Genomic DNA, 24,500 nt, shown 5'->3' on the forward strand with positions numbered 1-24,500 from the left:
GGTCTTGATGGCGGGATTTGTGATTGTTATTGACCCGCCAATACAAAATTACTGCAATTTAGACGGCTTAACGTCAGGGGGAATTGGGCAGTGGTAAGGTTGTTGAGCACGTTGACGTTGGAACTCACTTTTTGCTTGTGCGAGTAAGTTCGGTGTTGTGAGTAGATCAACGGCGGTAGCTGCCATAATTTTCCCTGCTAATAGCATGCCTTTATGGGCGATAGATGTTCTTCCTTGCGCAACCAATTGCCATGTATGCAGAGGTGTGCCGAATGCAAAGCAAGGGCTAAAGCATTGTGCCGTTGGTGTGACCCAGCTGACATCCCCCACATCCGTTGAGCCATACATCAGTTCTTTTGATTCAACATAGGGTAAAACTTCATCCGTCAGAGCCTTGTTACCTTGGCGCTCACCCCATTTTATCGCTTGTTCACCACCACTACGCGCGGCATTCAGTTTTGCGTTGTGCAAATCATCTTTGGTTAAGGTGGCATGGATCTCTTCTGCAAATTGGCGCTCTTGCTCGCTGTATTCAGGAATACCGTAATGGGTAATATGCTGATACATCGCTTTTTCAATAGTGCGATTAGGAACATAATTTGAGCATGCTTTATCGAGTCGGATCTCTAATTGTGTACCAGTCATTAAAGCTGCGCCTTTAGCGATATCAATAACTCGTTGATAAATATCTTGAGCTTGGTCTAGCTGTGGTGCACGAACCAGATACAAAACTTCGGCATCTGCTTGAACGACGTTAGGGGAAGCGCCTCCCGTATTCGTGACTGCATAGTGGATGCGCGCTTCTTGAATAATATGTTCACGTAAAAATTGAACACCAACATTCATTAGGCTAACCGCGTCAAGTGCGCTACGGCCTAAATGTGGAGAGTTTGCCGCGTGTGCTGCAATGCCTTTGAAGCGAAATGCAGTTTGAATATTGGCGAGGGATTGAACATTGAAAACACCACTAAATGATTCAGGGTGCCATGTTACCGCCGCATCTACATCATCAAATAAGCCTTCTCTTACCATAAAAGTCTTACCTGAGCCGCCTTCTTCACCCGGACAGCCATAGAAACGTACTGTACCTGGTAGTTGGTTTTCCTCTATCCAAGCTTTTACGGCAAAGGCGGCAGCTAATGCGGCAGTTCCCAATAAATTATGCCCACAACCGTGACCATTACCGTTTTCAATAACGGGGCTAGGATGGCTACAAGCGGAGTGCTGACTTAAACCAGCAAGCGCATCGAATTCACCCAGCAGCGCTATCACAGGGGCGCCGGAGCCAAAGCTGGCAATAAATGCGGTATCAATATCGCCCACCCCTCTTTCTACAGTAAAGCCCTCTTGCTCCAGTGCATCAGCGAGTAGCCCAGCCGAGAAGGTCTCTTCAAAACGGGTTTCTGGATGATCCCAAATCGCATCGCTTAATTGGGTGAAACGTGCGCGATTCTGTTCAATATAATGATTGATGAATGATGTGAATGCGTTACTCATTAGGGTGATCTCCAAATTCAGGTAGCGAAAGCGCAATAGTGGCTAAGGTTTTGACGGCAACAGGCATAACATCTTCATCAAAATCAAAACGTTCATTGTGATGCCCTGCGCTAAGCTCAGTACCGAAAATCATATAGGTTGCTTGCCCACCAAGTGCTTTGGTGCGCTCCATAAAGTAGGTTGCATCTTCTGAACCTGCTGCTTGAGGTTTATCTTTAATAACGGAAGTCAGCTCAGAAATATTGTTCTGTGCTAGACGCATAATGAAATCGACCCATTGCGGGCTAGGATGACTACTTTGTGCAGCGCCCATTAATTTGATGTTGAACTCAACATCTTGCATTTTGGCGGCACCTTCAATGATATTGAGGGCTTTTTGATACATAAACTCATTAATATCATTCGTTTCGCCGCGCGTCTCAACTTTCATTAATGCGTGATCAGCAATGACATTACGTCCAATTCCTGCATTGAGTACACCAACATTGATACGAGAACTACCTTCACTATGCCGAGGAATACCATATAGACCCAGTGTGGCCTGAGCGGCGGCAACTAATGCGTTTTTGCCATCTTCTGGTCTTGCTCCTGAATGTGCGGCTTTCCCTTGAAAAGTGACATCAAATTTAGTGGTCGCAAGAAAACTTTTACTGCCACACACTAATTCCCCTTTAGGCACTCCAGTGCCGATATGTATGGCGACAAAGAAATCGACATCATCCACAACGCCAGCGGTTGCCATTGATTTTGCTCCACGGGTTCCTTCTTCGGCAGGCTGGAAAATAATTTTGATACGACCAGTCAGTTGTGCTTGAAATTGCTTCAAGATATGTGCCAAACCGAGGCCAATGGCGGTATGACCGTCGTGACCACAGGCGTGCATCATATGGGCATTACAAGAAGAGAAGCCTTCTGCGTGTGGACGATGCTGCTCAGTGAGATCTTCATTCAGATCTAACGCATCCATATCAACACGAAACGCCAGTGTAGGCCCCGGTTTACCCGTATCTAACGTCGCAACGATCCCCGTAAATCCTCCTGAAAAATAGGGAAGCCATTTGGTTAGCGCGCCTTGCTCAATGGCTCGTTTTTCTTGCTCTGCCAATTGCTGTGGTGAGGGAAGCCCCATACGATCTTCAGCGTTGATGACCTCCTTTCCTAGTTGTAATTGGTAGCCAAGGCGGTCCAGCTCATCAGCAACTAATGTTGCAGTTCGAAATTCAAACCAACCGGATTCGGCATATTGATGAAAATCACGCCGCCAAATTTGTAATTGATGTGTGATGGATCCAATAGCGTTATTTAAAGAAATCTCCATAATTGTTATCTCTTTTAGTTATCACGATAAAGTGGGAGTGGCTCGGTATAAATACCCAGAACGATTCAATTTAAATAAAATTAAATTTTATTTAATATTTTTAAACTAATTTAATATGCTGCATTTGATTGTTTTAATAATTAAAAAATAGTTAATAAGTAGTTATGTTAATTATTTGTTATTATCAAAAGTTGACTGTACACAATCAAAATAGGGTAAAAAAGATACGATTATCTTTGTCTATATAATTAATGGTTATCAGGGGCTAATATGGCTTTGCCAATAAAGTTGAATCAATTGAGGGCATTCGTTGAAGTGAGTCGCCATGGCAGCATTAGGGCGGCAAGCCGTTTTTTACAGCTTTCTCAGCCAGCATTGACCAAATCCATTCGTGAATTAGAAAGCTCTTTGGGAGCAAAATTATTTATTCGTAGTAATCAAGGGATCTATTTAACGGATTGTGGAGAAAGTTTTTTACGTCGTGCCAGTATTATTTTGGAAGAGTTACGTGTAGGGCAAGAGGAAATACAGCAGCGCATTGGGTTATCCAGCGGTACGATTAATATTGGTGTCGCAGGGAGTATTGCACGTTCAGTGATGCCAAAAGTCATTATTCAATTTCATCGTGACTTTCCCAATATCAAGATCCGTATCATGGAAGGGCAATTATTGACGATGTTGCCGCAATTACGCCAAGGTGAATTAGATTTTACGGTGAATACTTATTACCCCGGTAGTTTGGATGCTGAATTTAATTTTGAAAGGTTAATGCGCAAAGAATATAAGGTGATCATGCGTAAAGATCACCCGATGAGGCATGCTACGTCATTAGAGCAATTAGCAAATTGTGACTGGACAATGCCGACACCGAAAGGCACTTATTATAAGCAGCTTTCTGAAGTGTTCTCCAGAATGGAGAGACCAATGAGCTTTAGTGTGACATGTGAAACATTAATTGGCTGCATGAGCTTGGTGGCACAAAGCGATTTTTTGACGATTGTCTCTGTTGATACAATTGATGACCCTTTATTTGACCAGCAATTTATCGCACTAGATTTGGCTGAAAAATTGCCTTATGCAACTTTTGCGCTGGTGCAACGGCGGGATCATACCTTGTCGCCAGCAGGGGAGCATCTAGCTCGACTGTTTCGAATCTATTGTCATGATAGAGACGATAGCACCCTTTATTAATAAAAAAACAACAAATAATCTGCAATTAGGGCTGTTCAGTTGTATGAATTATGATTAAAGTGAATTTAGTTAATAACAACGAGGAAACGGTATGCTGTATATCTTCGATATGGGTAATGTGATTATTGATATCGACTTTAATCGTGTTTTTGATAAATGGTCAGAGCTGAGCGGTACGCCTTCTGAGCAGATCAAATCACGGTTTACTTTTGGGAATATCTTCCAACAACATGAGTGTGGCAAAATTTCAGATATTGAATTTGCTGAAATGCTATGCGAAGAACTCGGCATTACACTCAGTTTTGAAGAGTTTGCGGAAGGCTGGCACGCTATCTTTATGTCGGTGCGCCCAGAAGTTATTGATATAATGGAGCGCCTACGTGAGCAAGGGCATCGTGTTGTTGTTTTATCTAACACCAACCGCCTACACCTTGATTACTGGCCTGAACATTACCCTGAAATTGCAGCCTCCTCTGATTTCCTCTACCTATCTCAAGACTTGGGGATGCGCAAACCTGATCCAGCCATTTACCAATATGTTCTGGAATCTGAAGAGTTTGACGCGGCAGATGCCATATTCTTTGATGATGTTGAGGACAATATTAAGGCTGCCGAAGCGCTAGGTATCAAAGGTGTTCATGTCGTTAACAAAGACACTGTACCTGAATATTTTCGTACTTATGACTTCAACGCTGAAGTCGAATAATTAATGAGTTATCACCGTGGAGTAACCTAAACCGTTACTCCATATTTTTATAGAGTTACCATGATTGCATTAATACAGAGAGTCGCTCATGCAGCAGTTGTTGTGAATGAGCAAGTTGTTGGTCAAATCGGTTCTGGGTTACTTGTTTTACTCGGCGTTGAAAAAGATGATGACGAACAAAAAGCAAAACGGCTGTGTGAGAAAGTACTTGGTTATCGAATTTTTAGTGATGAACAGGGAAAAATGAACCTGAATGTTCAACAAGCTGGCGGTCATTTGTTAGTTGTCTCGCAATTTACATTGGCAGCAGATACGAAAAAAGGGATGAGACCCAGCTTTTCAGGGGGAGCAGAGCCTGCACGCGCTGAACAGCTATATGAATATTTTGTTGAACAGAGTCGCCAACAAGGTGTGATCACTGAAACAGGGCAATTTGCCGCGGATATGCAAGTCAGCCTGACCAACGACGGTCCTGTGACTTTCTGGTTGCAAGTCTGATTCAACTATTTAGGGGGAGACTATGTACCATCTGCGTGCACCTAAAGATGACGCTGAGTTTGATGCTTATTACCAGTTCCGCTGGGAGATGTTACGTAAACCCTTTAATCAGCCTCTTGGTTCTGAGAAAGATGGCTATGATCTTACTGCTTATCATCAAATGGTCGTTGATGATAAAAACCGTATTTTAGCGATCGGGCGGCTTTATATTAATGCCGATAATGAAGGCGCGATCCGCTTTCTTGCTGTTAATCCTGTGATGCAAGGTAAAGGTTTAGGTAAACTCATCTTGATGGCCCTAGAGTCCATTGCGCGACAAGAAAGTGTAAAACGCATTGTATCGAGTGTTCGGGAAGAGGCCGTTCCTTTCTTTAGTAAGATCGGCTTTGAAAGTCGTGGCCTTATCGCTGGTGAACTGAAAACACCCGTTCGCCACTATTTAATGATTAAACCGATTGAAACCCTCGATCAAATCCTCCATCGACCCGATTGGTGTGGCGAACTGCAACAAGCGTGGTATAAATATATCCCGTTAAGTGAAAAAATGGGTGTTCGTATTGAACAATATACAGGGAAAAAATTTATTACCACGATGCCTGAAGCGGGTAACCAAAACCCCCATGAAACAATTTTTGCAGGTAGCCAATTTTCACTGGCAACATTAACGGGATGGGGTTTGATTTGGCTACTCATGCAAGAGCACCAACTCGGTGGTGATATTGTCTTAGTGGATGCCAGTATTCGTTATAGCAAGCCTGTTAGTGGCAGGCCAACAGCCGTTGCCGATATGTCACATATGAGTGGCGACCTTGACCGTCTCGCAAGAGGAAGTAAAGCGAGAGTGAAACTTGAGGTAGCCGTCAGTGGCGCGAACAGTGAGGTTGGAGCAGTATTTAGCGGTGTCTATATGGTTTTACCGGTGGAAAAGACCATAAAATCATCTTGATGATAGCGATTGAGAGGCAGGCCAATGAGATGATTGGCCTGCCTTTCTATTATTGCGTAAGTAGCGCTGGGAGCTGATCGTTCGTTGGTAGAGAGCCAACAGGTTGTGACTCGGTAGGGGGCGCATCACTCTCAACAGAAGAGGTAACAACACCGTTCACCACAGTCCGATACATTTGCTTCCCTTGCAGTGGAGTAGCGACTAATTCACCATTTACGCTTTTTGCTAAGGATGGCGCTAATAAATCCCCTTGTAGTGATGTATCAAAATCGCCAATGACTTGAGGTGGAAAGCCTTGCCAGCCCCATTGATTTAGGACGGAAAGGTCGACATTCGTACCTGAAGCTCGCAGTAAAAATGGCACTTTTTTAGGTGACTGCTTCACCAATAGACCTACCTTCACAACCCCTTTATCAGTGCTGGCAGTTAATGAAGCCGCAGCAGAGGCTTGCCCACTTTGGCGTAAATCCATATAAGGCCGGCGTATCATAACTTGATTAACCGTTCCGCTATCTGCATTGAATGAGGCTTTACCACTCCAAATTCCCCACTGTTTTTGCTTAATAAGACTCACATTTTCTACGTTGCCACTGAGCGCAGTCAATTCGAATGGGAAACGAGAGTCGATATTCATAAGCAATGATTGAGATAGGGTAAACTGTTTGATAGTCAGCCCTGATAGCCAATTAGGAGAAGGTTGACTGAAAAATTGCAACCAATTTTCAGGCAGGGTGTATAAAATACCGGCTAGTTTTGCGTCATTGAGGGTAAGGGTTTGGTCGTTACGTTGCCACACACCATTAAGGCTAAATACCCCTTTATAGTAATAACCTGAAAGCTTTTCAATGTTGAGGTTATCGCCCTGAATATTGAGATCACCAATCAGTGTATCGACCTGTTGATCCTTGATAACCAATTGATTAACAGTAAAGTTAATATGGCTCTTAGGACTGCTCCAACTTCCCCTCACCCAGTTGATATGGTCAATTTCAGTATTAAGCCCTGAGATTGCCCAGTCTTTACCTTGGAGATCAACATTAGTTAGCGCAACATTTTTTAATAAGATAGTGCGTTGGCTCTCGATTGCTTCACGCAATGAGTCAAAGGGAATGCTATTTTGCCAGCCAACTTTATCCATCGCTAAAGAATTAATGGTGATAGAACCGTCTGCTAATGCTTTTCCTGAGCCTGTGATGTAGCCATTATTAAGATAGCCGCTGGCATCGGTAAATTCAGTGAAATTCTCTTGAAGCTTCCCTGTGATTGCAACATTTTTTAAGGGCAATTCATTAATATCTAACTGTTTAGTGGTGAAGCGGAAATCACCATAACCAAACGGATGGTTTGTGGTTGGCTGCCATGGTGTGATGCCACCTGTGAACCCAGAAACTTGAAGGCGATTTTCTGCTTGGTTTAGCTGGATATTGCTATTTTCAAACTGGAGGATATTTGCACTCAATGGAATTGGCGTTGACGTTTCTGAGGTCGTCGCCGCTAAATTACCTTGTGTGATCACGAAGCGACGAATTGCGGTACCGCTAAACAGATTCCGCCAATTAACATCGACAACAATTTGTTTCGCATCCAGTGTCATGTCTTGATTACGCGAAGCGATTTTTACGTCTTGGAAAACAAATTCACCCGCATTCGAAAACTCATGCCCCATGATACCAACATCAATATCAAAATCGGTGAATTTACTTAAAAAATGGCTAGCGTAGGATGCACCCCAGCGTGTTTGCAACCCTGCATAGGTGAATATCACGGCGAGTAAGAACAGTAGCAGAAGCGCTATGATGAGCTTGGTTAACCACCTCATGGTTTATCTGCCCCTCCATAATTGGACTGATGGGTAAATGCGCTGATGGATAAATTATCAAGATAGAATACAGAATAACCGCCAGTGTATTCAACTCTGGCGGTAAATGACAGGTTACTTTTCGTGAGGGAAAATTAAATTCAGAACAATTGCGGTTAAACCCCCTGCGGCAATGCCGGATGAAAAGAGTGTTTTCAGCCAATCAGGGGCAAATTGTAAAATAAGTGGCTGTTGTGAAACCCCCATACCGACCGCAAGCGATAAGGCGATAATCATAATTGCACGGCGGTTGAGGGGTTCACGGGAAACAATACGCACACCAGAAGCTGCAATCGTACCGAACATCACAATGGTGGCACCGCCTAAAACAGGCTCAGGAATTTGTTGAACAAAGCCGGCGACAGCAGGAAATACCCCTAATAGGATCAACATTAAAGCAACGATATAACCCACGTAGCGGCTTGCCACGCCAGTAAGCTGGATCACGCCATTATTTTGGCCAAAGCAGGAGTTAGGGAAGGTGTTAAATACAGCAGATACCATGGAGTTCAAACCATTTGCTAACACTCCGCCTTTAATTCGCTTCATATAAATGGGGCCGCGCACAGGTTGCTCGGAGACATCGGAGGTCGCGGTGATATCGCCAATTGTCTCTAAAGAGGTCACCATAAAAATGAGCATGAGTGGGATCAGCAAGTTCCAATCAAAGGATAATCCATAATAGAAAGGTTCAGGTATGGTGATCACGGATTGTGTGCTATCGGTGTCTTGAGTTGTGGGAAGCATATCCATCCACCAAGCCGCAAGATAGCCGATTGCCATAGCTATCACCAAAGAGGCGACGCGTAAGTAAGGGTTTTTTTGGCGATTGAGTAAAATAATGACAGCCAACACAATACCTGCCAGTAGCAAATAATCGGGGGAGCCAAAGGTATTATCAGTTATTGCGCTGTGCCCGCCACCAATAGAAGTCAGACCGACTTGGATCAGTGACAGCCCAATGATCATGACTACCACGCCAGATACTAATGGGGTAATCACTCGACGTGCTAAATGCAGAAAACGCGATAAAACAACTTCAGTGAGTGCTGCGACCAACAGTGTGCCAAACAGTGCCGCCATCATTGAGGGGATATCAGCGCCACCTTGTTTGAGTGCAACACCCCCCATAATTAAAGGTGCAACAAAGTTAAAACTGGTGCCTTGGATAGATAATAGCCCGGAGCCAACAGGCCCCCAAGCACGGATCTGAATTAAGGAAGCAATACCCGAAGCAAACAGTGACATACTGATAATGCGCTGTGTATCATGGGCGGGTAGCCCTAATGACTGGCAAATAAGCATTGCGGGGGTAATGACGGCCACAAACATGGCGAGAAGGTGCTGACCCGCAGCAAACAACGCCTGAGGGAGTGGTGGCCTATCTTCTAAACGGTAAATGAGTTCACTTTTTGGCTCGACTTCAACGGCCTGTCTTTGAGATGCTTCGGTGGTCATTTTGGTATTTCTCTGCCAACAAAAAACGCATTGTAAAGCGACCACGTAAAAAAGCAATCGTTTGCGCGAAAAATATTTCTTTATAGTTAGATAAGGAATGTCACATTTTTATATGTTTTAACTTGTGTTTATCTCCGATTTTTTTTCTAATTCAGGAACCTGCTTTTGGCGTTTTAAGGAAGAAATTAACGTCTTACTAGTTTTAAATAATATTAACAACAGACGAGGTACATAAATGTATCATCTCGATGTCTACGGTACGCTTGTGGCTGCTACCCTTGTGCTATTGCTCGGACGTAAGCTTGTAAAATCAGTTCCTTTCCTCGAAAAATATACTATCCCGGAGCCTGTTGCAGGCGGGTTGCTGGTCGCTTTTAGCTTATTGGTGATCAAGCAAGTATTTGATTGGAGCTTGTCTTTCGACCTTTCATTACAAGAACCTATGATGTTGGCATTCTTTGCCACGATTGGTTTAAACGCAAACTTAGCCAGCTTGAAAGCTGGTGGTAGAGCACTGTTTATTTTCATTTTTGTCGTTGTAGGTTTACTATTAGTACAAAATACGGTTGGTATTGCCTTAGCCGAATTACTTGGCCTTGACCCGCTAATGGGGCTGCTTGCTGGCTCTATCACTTTATCTGGTGGTCATGGTACAGGGGCTGCTTGGGGTAAAATCTTTACAGATAGCTATGGTTTCCAAAGTGCGACTGAAGTTGCGATGGCATGTGCAACATTCGGTCTTGTGCTTGGCGGGCTCATTGGTGGGCCAGTTGCACGTTTCTTAATCCGTAATATTCCAACGCCAGGCACTGCTGAAGATGATAAAGATGTACCAACAGCATTTGAGAAGCCGCAATCAGGCCGAATGATCACCTCTATGGTGTTGATTGAAACTATTGCATTAATTGCGATTTGTTTGATGGCGGGGAGTTTTATTGCTGGCTTACTGGCAGATACTGCCTTTGCACTTCCTAAATTCGTTTGTGTGTTATTTGTTGGGGTTATCTTAAGTAATAGCCTATCTTTAGCGGGCTTTTATCGCGTGTTTGACCGCGCGGTTTCTGTTGTTGGTAACGTTAGCCTTTCCCTATTCCTTGCGATGGCTCTGATGAGCCTGAAGTTGTGGGAACTGGCATCTTTAGCGATTCCTATGCTGATTATTTTGGCAGTCCAAGCCTGTGTGATGGCGGGTTATGCTATTTTCGTTACCTTCCGCGTGATGGGTAAAAACTATGATGCGGCGATATTGGCGGCAGGGCACTGTGGTTTCGGCCTAGGTGCAACGCCAACAGCAATCGCGAACATGCAAGCGGTCACGGACAAATTTGGTCCATCACACCTTGCATTCTTAGTTGTTCCAATGGTTGGCGCATTCTTTATTGATATCGTTAACGCGATTGTGATCAAACTATATCTAATGTTACCCGTATTCCCATCAGTGGCTGGATAACAGATAAAAAATATATAAAGGTAAATAGCAGGTATTGCCGTGAATTTATTCACGGCAATTTTCGTTTATAGGGTACAAAATGATGCAATTAGCGTGATGTGTGTAACAGGCTCAGCTGATTTAGCGCTGAAATTAGCGCATTTTCATAGTGGCAAAGTGTTTCAGGGTAAGAGGCATCACTGTTGGAAGGTGAGAAATTAACTTCAGAGAGTTTAATTTCTAAATGAGATTCTGTAGTACGCATATGAATGCCTTGCAACACTTGTTGTAACTGCTCCGCAGCTTTTCCTCCACCTCGATTGGCATAACTGACCATTAAGGCAGGTTTGTTGTTCCACTCTTTATACAAATGGTCTATCGCATTTTTTAGTGCAGCGGGATAGCCCCAGTTATATTGTGGGAAAACAAAAATATAAGCATCGGCTTCAGCGATTTTTTTGCTCCAAGCAATGGTATGCTCTTGGGTATATATTCCTTCGGCGGGGAGATAGGGCTCATCATCCATTGGTAAATGCCAATCTCTGAGATCAAGGATTTCAGTAGGGTATTTTTTCTCGGCAACATCCTTAACCCAGCGTGCTATCTGAGGTCCTATTCGTGTTTGTCGAACACTACCAATTAAGATTTGTATCTTCATGTTCCACTATCCCTTGTTGCTATGACTTTTAATTTTTACAATAAATATTAAGGTATTTATCGAGTTATGATTGAATTAAGCTTGGCTGTATTGCTCGCGTTCAGGTAGCCATCTTTCAATAATTAATTTGGCATTTTCAGGATAGTTCTGCTGAATATGGCGCGCGATACGTTGTACTTCAGGCAGCATATATTGGTCACGTAACAAATCGGCGACTTTAAAATCGACATTCCCCGTTTGCCGAGTACCTAATAACTCCCCGGGGCCTCTAATTTCCAGATCTTTTTGAGCAATAACAAAACCATCATTGCTATCACGCAGTACTTGTAACCGCTGTTTTGCCGTATGGGTCAACGGTGTTTTATAGAGAAGCACACAGTGGGAGGCGACTGCGCCGCGACCAACACGTCCTCTTAATTGGTGCAATTGGGCTAGGCCAAGCCGTTCAGGGTTATCAATGATCATTAAGCTCGCATTTGGAACATCAACACCCACTTCGATAACGGTAGTTGCAACCAGTAGCTGAATCTCATTATTTTTAAATGCCGCCATAATGCTTTGCTTTTCAGCCGGTTTCATGCGTCCATGTACTAATCCCACTTTCAATTCAGGTAGCGCTAATGCTAATTCATCACTCGTCGCTTGTGCCGCTTGTGCTTCTAATACATCGGAGTCATCAATCAAAGTACATACCCAATAGGCTTGGCGCCCTTCATCAATACAAGCTTGCCTGACACGTTCAATAATATCTTTACGCCGTGTATCTGGAATGGCGACTGTCGTTACCGGAGTTCGTCCAGGAGGCAGCTCATCAATGATAGAGGTATCCATATCGGCATAAGCGGTCATCGCCAGTGTGCGAGGGATAGGCGTTGCGGTCATGATAAGTTGGTGAGGATGAAAACCTTGTTGTTCACCTTTTTCACGTAGAGCGAGGCGCTGGTGAACACCGAATCGGTGCTGCTCGTCAATAATGACCAGTCCAAGAGCTTTAAACGTCACATGCTCTTGGAACAGGGCATGTGTACCAACAACCATACTCACTTCACCCTTGGCGATAGCCTCTTGTTGCTGCTCGCGCGCTTTACCTTTTTGTTTCCCTGCAAGCCAGCCCACATTGATGCCTAAAGGCTCAAACCATAATTTGAAGTTATTGGCATGTTGCTCAGCCAAAATCTCGGTGGGAGCCATTAAAGCCACTTGTTTGCCATTTTCAATGGCAGATAATGCAGCGAGAGCCGCGACCAGAGTTTTTCCTGAGCCAACATCACCTTGAATTAAGCGCATCATCGGTGCATCTTTAATCAGATCTTGCTCTATCTCGCCGACAACCCGTGTTTGTGCATGGGTTGGGGTAAACGGTAGGCTTGCCAAAAATTGGCTCTTTAATTGACCTGTGATCACCATTGGTTGAGCATAGAGGCGTTGGTGACCGGCTCGAATGGCTAACATGCTTAAATGGTGTGCGAGCAATTCTTCTAATATCAAACGTTTTTGAGCCGGGTGCTGCCCTTTCTCAAGCTCACTTAATGCCACATCAGGGGGGGGAGTATGCAAAAGGCGGATCGCGTCTGGGAGGCTGATTAAGCCACGACTAAGCTCTTCCGGTAGCAACTCTTTGATCTGCCCCCCTTCTAACAGCTTCAAAGCCTGTTCAATTAACTTTCTCAGTGTTGCTTGTCTTACCCCTTCGGTTGTAGGGTAAACGGGCGTTAGGTTTTCTTGCAGTGAGATATTTGAGGTATCTTGGGATACTTTATATTCAGGATGAATAATTTCAGGCCCAGTATTGCCACGACGGACTTCACCATATGCAATAACATGGCGGCCTTCTGCTAAGCTATTTTTCATGGCAGCAGAAAAATTGAAAAAACGTAATGTTAAATTCCCTGTACCATCGGTAATTAAGCAGGTCATCATTCGCTTACGACCAAACACCACTTTTGTTTGGAGCACTTCACCAACGATAGTCGCGGTTGTGCCCGGTAAAAGATCGCGGATTTGGTAAAGGCGAGTATGATCTTCATAACGAAGTGGAAGATGCAGCAATAAATCTTGAACGGTATTTAGGCCTATCTTGCTTAATTTTTCCGATTGGCTAGCCCCTACGCCGTGTAGAGTCGTCAGTGAAATGGTATCAAGCAGCCCACTGTTCATTATTCCTTCCTTAACCTAACTGTCGTTTTTTCATTTTTTCGGTTAACTGCATCTGTGCCCACCAAGACTCTTCAGCCTCTATTTGCCCTTGTGCATTAATATAGGGGCGAGGTAGGCCTTTACGTTTGGCAACCTCTGCAAGGACGGGATAGCCACCTTCAAATAGCCACTGCTGCTGCTCTTGCTCAGAAAGAAGGCTGGTTTCTCGAGAATACATTCCTGCAAGCTGCCGTTGGCGTTGTGCTTCATAGAGGATCAAGGCGGAAGCCACAGAGACATTCAGAGACTGCACCATCCCTACCATTGGAATGATAATGTGCTTATCAGCAAGCTCAAGCGCCTTTGCTGATATCCCTTTTTTCTCTTGTCCCACCATAATACAGGTCGGCTGAGTATAATCAATTTCACGAAAATCGACGGCTTGTTCAGACAAATGGGTGACAAGCACTTGCATGTTTTGTGATTTTAATTGGCTAATAGCAGCCTCTGTTGATGGGTGTGAAATCACATTGACCCAACTGTTACTGCCCGCAGCAGAAGAGACAGAGAGTTTGACTTGTTGGTCAGGCCAAATAGCATGAATGGTATGGATACCAACGGCATCTGCACTACGTACGATCGCTGAAACGTTGTGGGGTTTGTGAACTTCTTCAAGGCATATGGTGAGATCGGGTTGCCGCATCGCCATCATTTGGCAAATGCGGCGATAGCGGCGTTCATTCATCGTTAATTACGGTTCCGGCTAACACGTAACACATCAGGCATGATCCGGATCTTACGCATCACGTTGGCTAATTGAACGCGATTTTTCGTCGTTAGGCGGATAAAGGCACAATAAACTCGCCCATCTTTTTCTTCGGTATTCATGCTCTGAATGCTTGAGTTAGCATCATTAATGGCAGCTGTTAAATTGGCAAGGGCCCCTTGATGGTTAATCATATCGACTTTGATTTCAGCAATAAAATCGGTATCGGTATCATTATCCCACTCTACAGCCATAAATTTGTCAGGCTCTTTTTGATAGCCACGGATGTTACGGCAAGACTCGTGATGAATAACAAGCCCTTTACCGGGGCTGATATGAGCCACAATGGGGTCGCCTGGGATAGGGCGACAACATTTCGCAAAGGTAATAAGAACGCCATCAGCCCCTTTTATGGAGAGCTTATTGCGTGTCGTCACGACAGGCTCATCTTCAGGTGCAGTCTGTGGATTACTTTGTAAATTACGCGCCACAACAACGCTCATCGCATTACCCAAACCAATTTCAGCAAGTAAGTCATCAATTGAATTGAGCTTCATGCGTGCTAATTCAAGATCGATATTCGCTTGTGGCACATCGTTGAGTTTACAACCCGCCCCGAGCGCATGATTCAATAGGCGACGGCCCAAATTGATGGAATCTTCTCGTTTAAGGTTCTTTAATAATTGGCGGATTTTCGCGCGCGCTTTTGAGCTGACAACAAAATTGAGCCAAGCTGCATTCGGCCTTGCACCAGGGGCAGTGATAATTTCAACCGTTTGACCACTGGTGAGAGCCTGAGAAAGTGGGTAAGGTTGGCGATCAACCCGAGCACCTACGCAAGCATGACCGATATCCGTGTGGACGGCATAGGCGAAATCGACCGGGGTTGCGCCTGTCGGTAACTCAACAATACGGCCTTCCGGTGTGAACACATAAATTTCATCAGGAAAGAGGTCAGACTTAACACTCTCGATAAATTCAAAAGAGCTTCCCGCACTTTGTTGTAGTTCAAGTAAACTTTGCATCCAGCGTTGAGCACGAACTTGAGCGGTAGTGCCTTGTTCGCCTTGCTCTTTATATGCCCAATGGGCTGCAACCCCCATTTCAGCCATTTGATCCATGTCTTCAGTGCGAATTTGCACTTCAACGGGAACACCATGTGGGCCGATTAATGACGTGTGCAGTGATTGGTAACCATTGGCTTTGGGGATGGCAATATAGTCTTTAATACGACCGGGACGCGGTTTGTAGAGGTTATGCATCTGCCCGAGGACGCGGTAGCAGGTATCAACATCTTTTACGATCACCCTAAACGCATAAATATCCATAATGGAATGGAAACGCTGCTCTTTAAGGTGCATTTTACGATAAATAGAGTAAAGATGTTTTTCTCGGCCACTGACTAGGCAGGGAATACCCGCTTCAGTAAGGCGACCATCAATTTCAGAGAGGATTTTTTGGATCATCTCTTTACGGTTGCCACGGGCGGCTTTGACCACTTCTTTAATAACGCGATAACGGTTTGGATATAACGCCTCAAAGCCCAGCTCTTCTAGCTCAGTTTTGATGTGGTGAATACCTAACCGGTGCGCAAGAGGGCTGTAGATTTCCAGCGTTTCTCTTGCAATGCGCCGACGCTTATCAGGCCTAAGCGACCCAAGCGTGCGCATGTTATGAGTGCGGTCTGCCAGTTTTATCAAAATGACGCGAATGTCTTTAACCATCGCCATGATCATTTTGCGGAAGTTTTCTGCTTGAGCTTCTTTTTTGTCGCGGAAGTTGAGTTTATCTAATTTAGACACACCTTCAACAAGCCCCGCAACTATGGTGCCAAATAGCTCTTCTATATCCTGAAATGTCGCTGGAGTATCTTCAATGACATCATGAAGTAGCGCTGCCATTAATGTTTCATGATCCAAACGCATTTGGGCAAGAATACAGGCCACAGCAACGGGATGAGTAATATAAGGCTCACCACTTGAACGGGTTTGTCCTTCATGGGCATCCCGTGCGACAACATAGGCTTTTTTCAGTAATTCAATCTGTTCTTCGGGAAGATACTTCTGAATTACTTGATTTAGGCTCTCAAACAGATACAAGGCAGACCCACCTTAGTAATTAGCGACGACCTTCAGCGATAGCAGAAACTGCTTGCATTTCAGCCGCTTCTTGCTCCTGCTGTTCTTGACGTTCACGTACATCCAGTATGTGACCGTTAATTAAACCTTCTTCTACTTCACGTAGTGCGATAACTGTATATTTATCGTTTTCTTCAGGAACTAAAGGATCTTTACCGCCAGTTTGCAACTGACGAGCTCGACGAGCCGCGACCAGTACAAGGTCAAAGCGGTTACCAATTTTTTCTACAGCGTCTTGAACCGTTACGCGTGCCATAAATGTGCTACTCCAAAAGAAATAAAAAAATGACCTGATATGATACTGAAACTATGCTCAGTCTGCCAGTAATTTGCTGATTAAAGCATCATGTCGCTGGACTTGGCGCTCCAATCTTAAGCGTTCGCTGCGAATAATCGATTGCAAATCGCTCAATGCGGTATTGAAATCATCATTTACAATGAGATAGTCGTACTCATTGTAATGTTCAATTTCGCCAACAGCTTGTGACATGCGTTTCTCAATGACCTCATCGCTGTCTTGGCCACGACCTCGCAAACGGCGATAAAGCTCATCTTTTGATGGCGGTAGTATAAAGATACTACGTGCTTCTGGCATGGCGGCACGAATCTGTTGCGCACCTTGCCAGTCAATATCGAGAAAAACATCAACCCCACTTTTGAGGACTTCTTCAATGATCGGCCGTGAAGTACCATAGTAGTTGCCAAAGACACAGGCATGCTCTAAGAACTCATTATTTTCGACCATTGCCAAAAATTCAGTTTCGGATACAAAGAAATAGTGCTCACCATGAACTTCACCGGGGCGTGCAGCTCTTGTTGTATGAGAGACTGAAACTTGAGTGTCATACAACGGTTGTGTTTTCAACAACGCCTGGATCAGGCTGGACTTACCTGCACCGCTTGGCGCAGAAACAATATATAATGTGCCTTGTATCATGATGGTTTCTTGAATAATCGAGGGTTAAACATAAATGATAATGATAAACCCCACATAGTATACACGGACTTACACCAACATGCAGCGTTATCAATCAAGCATGAAGCATGCTTGTTTCTCTTTAAGCTGCCATATTCTTGATGATATTCATTAACGCGAACGGCAAACGGCAGTGCGCTGATAGCGATTCATTTCTTATTGCATCTCAAATTATCTAGAGTATACAGCGCAATTTATTTAAGAAATAGATGAATTGCGAAGCCGTTCCAGAAAATATTTTTTTATTGATGCAAAGTACACTCTTTTTGCGAAATGTTTTGCAGAAGTATCGAAATTAAGCTGATAGTTTTGGATTATCGCGTCAGGATCGATGTGCAATCTGAAGGGATAACTAAAGGAATAAGGACAGCTTATGCAAAAGGGATTTGTTCAGGAAAAAAGAGGGCTGGCTGCTCAATACGTCTTTGTGGTACTGAGTTTTTACTGTAGCTATGTGTCAGCCGATGCAACACGGCTTTTTTATCCCCACCAATGCTCAACATTGAGTCAGGATGAGTTAAAAAAAGAGAGCCAAAAATTGGGTGAGCAATTGCAGCAATGGAACCGTCTATACCGTTTATCGGGGAATAGCCCCGTAACAGATGAAACATATGATCAACTGCTGAATACATGGCAACAATGGCAAAAGTGCCAAAATTTGTCTGGGCAATTACCGCCTATCCATTTGCCACCTCATTCGCGCACAGCCAAGCATCCTATTGTGCATACGGGCTTAAAAAAATTAAATGAAGTGGATATTGGAAAATGGATAGATACACGGGAGGAGGTCTGGCTACAACCGAAGGTTGATGGCGTTGCCATTTCGTTGGTTTATCAACAAGGGAAATTGGTTTCAATGATCAGTCGTGGAAATGGTATTGAGGGGCTTGAATGGCGTGATAAGGCGGATTTTATTCCAGCTATCCCCAAGCAACTACCGACATCACAACCACAGCTTATATTACAAGGAGAGCTATTTTGGCGGCTAAAAGATCATAGGCAACAAGCCAGTGGTGGGGTTAATGCCAGAAATCAAGTTGCAGGGTGGTTAATGCGCAAAAGTAAGCTTGTAACCCCTGAGGCCAATATTGATGTCTTTATTTGGGCATGGCCAGAGGGAGTGGGGAAAGCCGAAGAGCAATGGCGGCAACTGGCAAATTTAGGGTTTCCACTTACTCAGCAATATAGCCATAAAGTCACGACTATGGCACAAGTGAAAAAATGGCAGTCCTATTACTATCAACAGCCGATGCCTTTTGCGACAGACGGTATTGTACTTAAGTCATTTCCAACGCCACGGGTAGCGGCATGGCAAGTGAATCACAACAGTTGGTCTGTAGCTTGGAAGCATCCTTATGCTCGAATCGCCTCAAAAGTGACTGACCTCCATTTTCGCGTGGGGAGAACGGGGGCTGTGAGTGTGGTGGCGGAAATTGAACCTGTTGAACTAGATAGTAAAAAGGTGAGTCGGCTCTATTTAGGCTCATTGAAATCATGGCAGAAAAAGGATCTGCTGGTTGGTGATACTATTCAAGTGGCACTAGCGGGGCATGGTATTCCAAAACTTGAATCGGTAATTTGGCGCCTTCAACAACGCACCTACCCTGACTTATCTCAGTTTAAGCAGTTTCACGCTTTAAGCTGTTTTGTAATGACTCCTCAGTGTGAGCAGCAGTTTGTTGCTCGTTTAAATTGGCTAGGCAAGCAATTGAAGATAAAAGGAATTAGTGAAGCTACTTGGCGTGAATGGGCAGAACATTACCATCTGAATAAGCTGACAACATGGTTATCTCCAAGTTGGCAAACCAGTCTACCCAATACTAAAAAAACCAAGAAAATCATTGAGCAATTTAGGCTGGTGGGGCAGCAACCACTCATGAATTGGCTAAAAGGCTTAGGGATCCCTTTAAAAGATAAACATTTATCATTAATTACAGAATTAAGCCTATTAAATAATACGCTTTTTTTAGAGGGGTTAGGTTTGTCTATCATACAAAAAACAAAGCTTAATCAATGGCTTTCAACACCGGATATCAAAGAGATATTTCAGGTTATTGATGAGATAAGAAACGGGCCATCAATCTAACCGCTTGATGGCCTAAATCGTTAGTCTTGGCTTTCGTAGTTAAAAATGGGTAACCCTAAGCGATAACGTATGGCGATGAGCCGTGCGCTTAGCCCCGCGACGAGGGTAATAATAACGACGATGTCTTGTGGTAGTGGGGTATATAAAAGCCCAATATACAGCCATGCAGCGGCAAATGAGACGCCAGCATAAACTTCTTTTTGGAAAACGAGGGGGATGGTGTTACATAGCATGTCACGAAGGACACCGCCAAATACTCCGGTAATTACAGCAGCAATCGCGGCAATCACTGGGCTATAATTCATATCAAGGGCTATTTGGGCACCTAGAATTGAGAATACAATAAGGCCTATCGCATCTAAAATTAGAAACAAACGACGTAAATGTTTCATCATTGGTGCGATCCAAATAGTAACGATAGCGGCACCGGCGACTGTCAAGATATATTCGGGGTTTTGAACCCAACCTAATGGATAGTGCCCAAGCAAGACATCGCGCACAGAGCCTCCGCCAATGGCGGTCGCTGAGGCAATAATAATAACGCCGAAAACATCCATTTTACGGCGACCGGCTGCGAGGGCGCCTGTCATGGCCTCAGCGGTAATACCAATAATATAAAGAACACTTAATAACATAATGATTCTATTCGACACTAAAGTGATTGCTAAAGGGTAATATTACTTATAGAAATTCTCGACTGAGATTTTCTAGTGCCTTACAAAATAGATTAGTTAAAGTAATCCGATAGCCCATATTAAGAGATGTCAAAGGATAACAGATTGAACGGCAAATTACCTTATAAAGAAACTCAAATAACGCACGATAAGCGAAGTCATCAACTTACAAATATTAATGTTTGGACAGCGGATAGCCAATGGATAGCTTATGATGTTCGCCCTAGTCCGAGTTCATTTACTGGGTTGACCATAGAAAAAATTCATATTGAGCGTCAGATGCCATGTGAAATCTATCGCGCTAATCATGGTGCGCATGTGGGTGTTGTGACGGTAAGTGCTGAAGACCCACCTCGTTATGCCTTTATTCATGGCCCTGAATTTCCTGATGAGCAGTGGCAATACGATTTTCATCATCGCAGAGGCGTATACGTTAGAGATGATAAATTAGGAGAGGCGCATTCAATTGATGCCATGTGTATTACTCCACCTTATCTTGCAGGAGCATTAAGAGGAGGAACACATGTTCATGTCTTTAGTCCTGATGGTAAGTGGTTAAGTTTTACTTATAACGACCATGTTATGCATGAAAGAGATATCCGGTTAGATCAACGTAATGTTGCTATCGCTGTTCCTATCAAAGCAGTCAATGTGGAGCCGAAAGGTCATCAACGTGAGTATAGCGGGGAATATTTCTGCTGTGTTATTTCCCACACAACCCCAGAGCCGATTCTTGGCAGTCATCAAATCAGCCGAGCCTACGAAGAAGGTTGGATTGGGCAAAAAGGGTATTTATCAGATAATGGGCAGTGGCAAAGCAGGGCAATCGCGTTTATTGGTGATACTCACTCGCTTGATGGTGAAATTATTCCTGAAATCTTCATCGTTGACCTGCCCGAGGATGAGAATGCCTTTATGCAACAAGGTGATTTCCCGCTGCAAGGCACGGATTCTCGGCTACCTTTTCCCCCTAAAAATATTCAACAACGTAGGTTGACATTTACCCATGAGCGGCAATATCCAGGGCTGGCGAAACAACCAAGGCACTGGTTACGTTCATCGCCTGATGGCCGTTTTATTGCCTGTTTAATGAAGGATGATAATGGCGTTGTTCAGTTATGGTTAGCCAGTACATCGACAGGAAGCCTTAAGCAAATTACACAGTGTTCCTCATCTATCCAATCTGCCTTTAGCTGGGATAGTCAGGGCAAGCATATTGCCTTTATTTGTGATAACAGCGTGATGCGTTGCAATGTGATTTCAGGTGAATTAGAAAGATTGACGGTGCGAAGTGCAACCGCTCCCGTTGCGGACGCCGTTGTGTTTTCACCTGATGACCGTTTGATTGCTTTTATGCGTGATGACACAAAGGGGTATAGGCAAATTCATATTGTAGAAACAGGCTTAGGATGCTAAATCGCATGCTAGGTAACCACCTAGATAAAGTAAGAGAGAAGAGGCGAAAGTGCCTCTTCTCAATACTCGAAATATAATTAATTAGCTAGTGTTTATAGTGTTAATTAATTATATCTTAGTAATTTATTCGGTGATTTAATCATTATTAAATCGTGTTAATTAGAATAACACTGAAAAAATTATGCAAATAAAGAGTAAAACAAAGAGTAATTAATTATAAAATTAATACTCATTAACTGAATATGTTACTTGTAACAAATACGCTATTCTAGATTGCTCTCTAAAGAGTCTGGGTGGTTATTTATTTGGGTATTAGCTTGTTTATCGAGTGCTTCAATACGCTTTTTAGGTGAACTCTCTTCAGAGTTACTATCAGATTTCACATAATCTAAGGGAATAAGCAATGTGTCCATTACCGCGGTAAAGGGTAAATCAATCGCTAATAGCGGGCGCATAACCCAGCCAGTATCTTTATCTTTAATCATTTCGATACTGTTTTTAGAGCCGGGGTAATAACCGTCAGAAGGCCCTGCATGAGTCATAATGCTTGAACAGCCTGAAAGTATTAATGGTGTAAAACATATCAATATTCTTTTTAGCAATAGTCCAGCCATATAGTCCATTTAACCTATGTTTTAAATTTATTATCTTTCCCTGTGACAATAATAGCTAAAAATCAAAAATTCACAATCACAGCATAATATGAATTGTTGAATTTGTATTATAAAAATTGATAACTGTCTAAACAAATGATCTATTTTGTTACCAATATTAACCAATATCATTGAATGTTTAATACGTATATGTATTGGCATCAATCGGTGAGCTAATCTCTTTTTCATAAATGACGAACTGTGGACTAATGCACATATTACTTTGTTTTTATTTGACATAATCGATTCAGTTGTACGTTTTATCGTCTTTCACGTTACGCTTTGTAAGTGACTTTTCGTCAAAAGGATAGCGGTCTATGAGTGAATTAGCTCTTACTGTGAGTTTGTTGGCGTTAGCTGCTGCACTTGGTTTATGGATAGGTAATTGGAAAATCCGTAATGTTGGCCTTGGGATCGGCGGGGTATTATTTGGCGGTATTATTGTCGGCCATTTCGCACAAAGCTATGGTTTACAACTCAATGGTCACATGCTGCATTTTATTCAGGAATTTGGCTTGATCCTGTTTGTTTATACTATCGGTATTCAAGTGGGGCCAGGTTTCTTCTCATCATTGCGTGTTTCTGGATTAAAACTAAATGGCTTTGCTTTATTAGTTGTTGTATTAGGTGCTGTAGTAACCGCGGTTATCTACAAATTAGCCAATATTCCGTTACCAATTATTTTGGGGATTTTTTCTGGTGCGGTCACGAATACGCCTTCTTTAGGTGCAGGCCAGCAAATACTCACTGACTTAGGCTCGGACCCTGCGCTGGTTGGGCAAATGGGAATGGGATATGCCATGGCTTATCCGATGGGCATATGTGGTATTTTGCTAGTAATGTGGTTGATCCGTATCATTTTTAGGATCAGTGTTGATAAAGAAGCCGCAGCTTTTAGCAGCCAGAATGTGCATCAGCGAGAAACATTGCAAACGATGAATATTGCGGTTCGCAATACCAACTTAGATGGCTTGATGATGCAAGATATTCCTTTATTAGGAAGTGAGGATATTGTTTGCTCAAGATTGAAAAGAGGCGAAATGCTTATGGTGCCTCAGCCTACAACGGAAATTCAATTAGGCGATTTACTGCATGTGGTTGGGCAAAAAGAAGACCTTAATAAAGTCCGTTTAATTCTTGGTGAGGAGGTGGATGCATCATTATCGACATCTGGCTCAATACTTCACTCTGTTCGTGTAGTAGTAACAAATGATTCAGTATTGAGTAAACGTCTACGTGATCTGAACTTAAAACAGAAATATGACGTGGTGGTCACTCGACTAAATCGAGCAGGGATTGAGCTTGTGGCGAATAATAATTCAGTACTGCAATTCGGTGATATTCTCAATATTGTGGGAAGGCCTGAGTCTATTGAAGCCGTTAGCGCATTGCTTGGCAACGCCAAACAAAAACTACAGCAAGTACAAATGCTACCTGTGTTTATTGGTATAGGTCTTGGTGTTGTGTTGGGGTCGATACCTCTTTTTATTCCGGGTTTCCCCGCAGCATTAAAACTTGGGTTGGCAGGTGGACCATTGGTCATCGCACTGATTTTAGGGCGTATAGGCACCATAGGGCGTTTATATTGGTTTATGCCGCCTAGTGCTAACCTTGCATTACGGGAGCTCGGTATTGTGATGTTCCTTGCCGTGGTCGGTTTAAATTCAGGCGGTGGTTTTATTGATACCTTAGTTAAAGGTGATGGGCTAACTTGGATCGGCTACGGTTTATTAATCACCTTTGTTCCGTTATTTATTACTGGTCTTATCGCTCGGATCTTCGGCAAGATGAATTACCTCAGCCTGTGTGGTGTGCTGGCAGGTTCAATGACAGATCCACCAGCACTGGCATTTGCTAACAATATTCATTCAACCAGTGGGGCACCGGCTCTCTCTTATGCAACCGTCTATCCTTTAGCGATGTTTTTACGCATTATTTCACCGCAGCTATTGGCGATTTTATTTTGGACATTGTGACGATAGTTGCTAAAAGTGATGATGGGCGAGAAGGGTATTTAGATATATAGAGGTAAAAATGGTGTTTATTCAAACGATGAATAATCTAAAAAGATGGTTTAATACAGTTGAATGATATTC

The 24,500-nt window shown here is 43.4% G+C and carries 20 protein-coding genes; 8 read left to right on the plus strand and 12 right to left on the minus strand.

Annotated features, from left to right (window positions below; translation table 11 throughout):
- Positions 1-48: 48 nt before the first annotated feature.
- Both PSF11_RS16580 and PSF11_RS16585 read right to left on the minus strand, forming a co-directional pair.
- The gene (locus PSF11_RS16580) at positions 49-1,497 is read right to left on the minus strand and encodes a M20 family metallopeptidase (protein ID WP_004923660.1); all 1,449 of its coding nucleotides are present in this window, start codon (positions 1,495-1,497) and stop codon (positions 49-51) included.
- On the minus strand, positions 1,490-2,815 hold the full coding sequence (locus PSF11_RS16585; RefSeq protein WP_072502596.1) for a M20 family metallo-hydrolase: 1,326 nt from the start codon (positions 2,813-2,815) through the stop codon (positions 1,490-1,492). Before PSF11_RS16585 ends, PSF11_RS16580 begins: the two co-directional genes overlap by 8 nt.
- Positions 2,816-3,085: 270 nt before the next feature.
- Between PSF11_RS16585 and PSF11_RS16590 the strand changes: the two genes are divergently transcribed.
- The 4 genes from PSF11_RS16590 (at position 3,086) to fabY (ending at position 6,156) form a co-directional block, all read left to right on the plus strand.
- Positions 3,086-4,006, plus strand: coding sequence for a LysR family transcriptional regulator (locus tag PSF11_RS16590; RefSeq protein ID WP_072502595.1), 921 nt, complete (start codon positions 3,086-3,088; stop codon positions 4,004-4,006).
- A 91-nt stretch (positions 4,007-4,097) separates the two neighbouring features.
- Entirely contained in the window at positions 4,098-4,712 is a 615-nt protein-coding gene (gene yihX, locus PSF11_RS16595) for a glucose-1-phosphatase (RefSeq protein WP_004923670.1), read from the plus strand.
- Positions 4,713-4,772: 60 nt separating this feature from the next.
- Positions 4,773-5,210, plus strand: coding sequence for a D-aminoacyl-tRNA deacylase (gene dtd, locus PSF11_RS16600; RefSeq protein WP_004923673.1), 438 nt, complete (start codon positions 4,773-4,775; stop codon positions 5,208-5,210).
- Between the two features lie 22 nt (positions 5,211-5,232).
- A complete protein-coding gene (gene fabY, locus PSF11_RS16605; protein WP_004923676.1) occupies positions 5,233-6,156 on the plus strand; it encodes a fatty acid biosynthesis protein FabY in 924 nt (307 codons plus the stop codon).
- Positions 6,157-6,205: 49 nt separating this feature from the next.
- Here fabY and PSF11_RS16610 read toward each other — a convergent pair whose 3' ends face one another.
- Together PSF11_RS16610 and PSF11_RS16615 are read right to left on the minus strand one after the other, a co-directional pair.
- Complete coding sequence (locus tag PSF11_RS16610; protein ID WP_072502594.1) at positions 6,206-7,975, minus strand: AsmA family protein; 1,770 nt, start codon at positions 7,973-7,975, stop codon at positions 6,206-6,208.
- A 114-nt stretch (positions 7,976-8,089) separates the two neighbouring features.
- On the minus strand, positions 8,090-9,472 hold the full coding sequence (locus tag PSF11_RS16615; protein WP_004923685.1) for a uracil-xanthine permease family protein: 1,383 nt from the start codon (positions 9,470-9,472) through the stop codon (positions 8,090-8,092).
- Between the two features lie 235 nt (positions 9,473-9,707).
- Between PSF11_RS16615 and gltS the strand changes: the two genes are divergently transcribed.
- Positions 9,708-10,922: a sodium/glutamate symporter gene (gene gltS, locus PSF11_RS16620; RefSeq protein ID WP_004923688.1), complete on the plus strand. Its 1,215-nt coding sequence runs from the start codon at positions 9,708-9,710 to the stop codon at positions 10,920-10,922.
- Positions 10,923-11,010: 88 nt separating this feature from the next.
- Here gltS and PSF11_RS16625 read toward each other — a convergent pair whose 3' ends face one another.
- The 6 genes from PSF11_RS16625 to gmk form a co-directional block, all read right to left on the minus strand.
- Positions 11,011-11,559: an NADPH-dependent FMN reductase gene (locus PSF11_RS16625; RefSeq protein WP_004923693.1), complete on the minus strand. Its 549-nt coding sequence runs from the start codon at positions 11,557-11,559 to the stop codon at positions 11,011-11,013.
- Positions 11,560-11,634: 75 nt separating this feature from the next.
- Positions 11,635-13,716, minus strand: a complete 2,082-nt coding sequence (gene recG / locus PSF11_RS16630) for an ATP-dependent DNA helicase RecG (protein ID WP_040132695.1) — start codon at positions 13,714-13,716, stop codon at positions 11,635-11,637.
- A 10-nt stretch (positions 13,717-13,726) separates the two neighbouring features.
- Complete coding sequence (gene trmH / locus PSF11_RS16635; protein WP_040132696.1) at positions 13,727-14,440, minus strand: tRNA (guanosine(18)-2'-O)-methyltransferase TrmH; 714 nt, start codon at positions 14,438-14,440, stop codon at positions 13,727-13,729.
- A 2-nt stretch (positions 14,441-14,442) separates the two neighbouring features.
- Complete coding sequence (gene spoT / locus PSF11_RS16640; protein WP_004923698.1) at positions 14,443-16,560, minus strand: bifunctional GTP diphosphokinase/guanosine-3',5'-bis pyrophosphate 3'-pyrophosphohydrolase; 2,118 nt, start codon at positions 16,558-16,560, stop codon at positions 14,443-14,445.
- Positions 16,561-16,579: 19 nt separating this feature from the next.
- Entirely contained in the window at positions 16,580-16,855 is a 276-nt protein-coding gene (rpoZ, locus tag PSF11_RS16645) for a DNA-directed RNA polymerase subunit omega (protein ID WP_004262665.1), read from the minus strand.
- A 57-nt stretch (positions 16,856-16,912) separates the two neighbouring features.
- On the minus strand, positions 16,913-17,536 hold the full coding sequence (gmk, locus tag PSF11_RS16650) for a guanylate kinase (protein ID WP_004923701.1): 624 nt from the start codon (positions 17,534-17,536) through the stop codon (positions 16,913-16,915).
- A gap of 412 nt (positions 17,537-17,948) precedes the next feature.
- Between gmk and ligB the strand changes: the two genes are divergently transcribed.
- On the plus strand, positions 17,949-19,661 hold the full coding sequence (gene ligB, locus PSF11_RS16655) for an NAD-dependent DNA ligase LigB (RefSeq protein ID WP_072502593.1): 1,713 nt from the start codon (positions 17,949-17,951) through the stop codon (positions 19,659-19,661).
- Between the two features lie 20 nt (positions 19,662-19,681).
- Here ligB and PSF11_RS16660 read toward each other — a convergent pair whose 3' ends face one another.
- The gene (locus PSF11_RS16660; RefSeq protein ID WP_004923710.1) at positions 19,682-20,296 is read right to left on the minus strand and encodes a trimeric intracellular cation channel family protein; all 615 of its coding nucleotides are present in this window, start codon (positions 20,294-20,296) and stop codon (positions 19,682-19,684) included.
- 126 nt (positions 20,297-20,422) lie between these two features.
- Between PSF11_RS16660 and PSF11_RS16665 the strand changes: the two genes are divergently transcribed.
- Positions 20,423-21,751 carry a DUF3748 domain-containing protein gene (locus PSF11_RS16665; RefSeq protein WP_004923712.1) on the plus strand — a complete coding sequence of 443 codons (1,329 nt, stop codon included), beginning with the start codon at positions 20,423-20,425 and terminating at the stop codon, positions 21,749-21,751.
- A gap of 263 nt (positions 21,752-22,014) precedes the next feature.
- Here PSF11_RS16665 and PSF11_RS16670 read toward each other — a convergent pair whose 3' ends face one another.
- On the minus strand, positions 22,015-22,374 hold the full coding sequence (locus PSF11_RS16670) for a YceK/YidQ family lipoprotein (RefSeq protein WP_004923714.1): 360 nt from the start codon (positions 22,372-22,374) through the stop codon (positions 22,015-22,017).
- A 347-nt stretch (positions 22,375-22,721) separates the two neighbouring features.
- Here PSF11_RS16670 and PSF11_RS16675 point away from each other — a divergent pair, with 347 nt between their 5' ends.
- A complete protein-coding gene (locus tag PSF11_RS16675) occupies positions 22,722-24,380 on the plus strand; it encodes a putative transporter (RefSeq protein ID WP_004923717.1) in 1,659 nt (552 codons plus the stop codon).
- Positions 24,381-24,500: the final 120 nt, after the last annotated feature.

The sequence above is a fragment of the Providencia sp. PROV119 genome (genome assembly GCF_028482435.1).
GTDB classification, from domain to species: domain Bacteria; phylum Pseudomonadota; class Gammaproteobacteria; order Enterobacterales; family Enterobacteriaceae; genus Providencia; species Providencia stuartii.

Coding starts and splice junctions, on each gene's coding strand:
- rpoZ (WP_004262665.1), bottom strand. CDS start 16,855: ATGGCACGCGTAACGGTTCAAGACGCTGTAGAAAAAATTGGTAACCGC.
- PSF11_RS16580 (WP_004923660.1), bottom strand. CDS start 1,497: ATGAGTAACGCATTCACATCATTCATCAATCATTATATTGAACAGAAT.
- PSF11_RS16585 (WP_072502596.1), bottom strand. CDS start 2,815: ATGGAGATTTCTTTAAATAACGCTATTGGATCCATCACACATCAATTA.
- gltS (WP_004923688.1), top strand. CDS start 9,708: ATGTATCATCTCGATGTCTACGGTACGCTTGTGGCTGCTACCCTTGTG.
- ligB (WP_072502593.1), top strand. CDS start 17,949: ATGCAAAAGGGATTTGTTCAGGAAAAAAGAGGGCTGGCTGCTCAATAC.
- PSF11_RS16660 (WP_004923710.1), bottom strand. CDS start 20,296: ATGTTATTAAGTGTTCTTTATATTATTGGTATTACCGCTGAGGCCATG.
- fabY (WP_004923676.1), top strand. CDS start 5,233: ATGTACCATCTGCGTGCACCTAAAGATGACGCTGAGTTTGATGCTTAT.
- PSF11_RS16670 (WP_004923714.1), bottom strand. CDS start 22,374: ATGGACTATATGGCTGGACTATTGCTAAAAAGAATATTGATATGTTTT.
- PSF11_RS16625 (WP_004923693.1), bottom strand. CDS start 11,559: ATGAAGATACAAATCTTAATTGGTAGTGTTCGACAAACACGAATAGGA.
- gmk (WP_004923701.1), bottom strand. CDS start 17,536: ATGATACAAGGCACATTATATATTGTTTCTGCGCCAAGCGGTGCAGGT.
- dtd (WP_004923673.1), top strand. CDS start 4,773: ATGATTGCATTAATACAGAGAGTCGCTCATGCAGCAGTTGTTGTGAAT.
- PSF11_RS16610 (WP_072502594.1), bottom strand. CDS start 7,975: ATGAGGTGGTTAACCAAGCTCATCATAGCGCTTCTGCTACTGTTCTTA.
- PSF11_RS16590 (WP_072502595.1), top strand. CDS start 3,086: ATGGCTTTGCCAATAAAGTTGAATCAATTGAGGGCATTCGTTGAAGTG.
- trmH (WP_040132696.1), bottom strand. CDS start 14,440: ATGAATGAACGCCGCTATCGCCGCATTTGCCAAATGATGGCGATGCGG.
- recG (WP_040132695.1), bottom strand. CDS start 13,716: ATGAACAGTGGGCTGCTTGATACCATTTCACTGACGACTCTACACGGC.
- PSF11_RS16675 (WP_004923717.1), top strand. CDS start 22,722: ATGAGTGAATTAGCTCTTACTGTGAGTTTGTTGGCGTTAGCTGCTGCA.
- PSF11_RS16615 (WP_004923685.1), bottom strand. CDS start 9,472: ATGACCACCGAAGCATCTCAAAGACAGGCCGTTGAAGTCGAGCCAAAA.
- yihX (WP_004923670.1), top strand. CDS start 4,098: ATGCTGTATATCTTCGATATGGGTAATGTGATTATTGATATCGACTTT.
- PSF11_RS16665 (WP_004923712.1), top strand. CDS start 20,423: ATGTCAAAGGATAACAGATTGAACGGCAAATTACCTTATAAAGAAACT.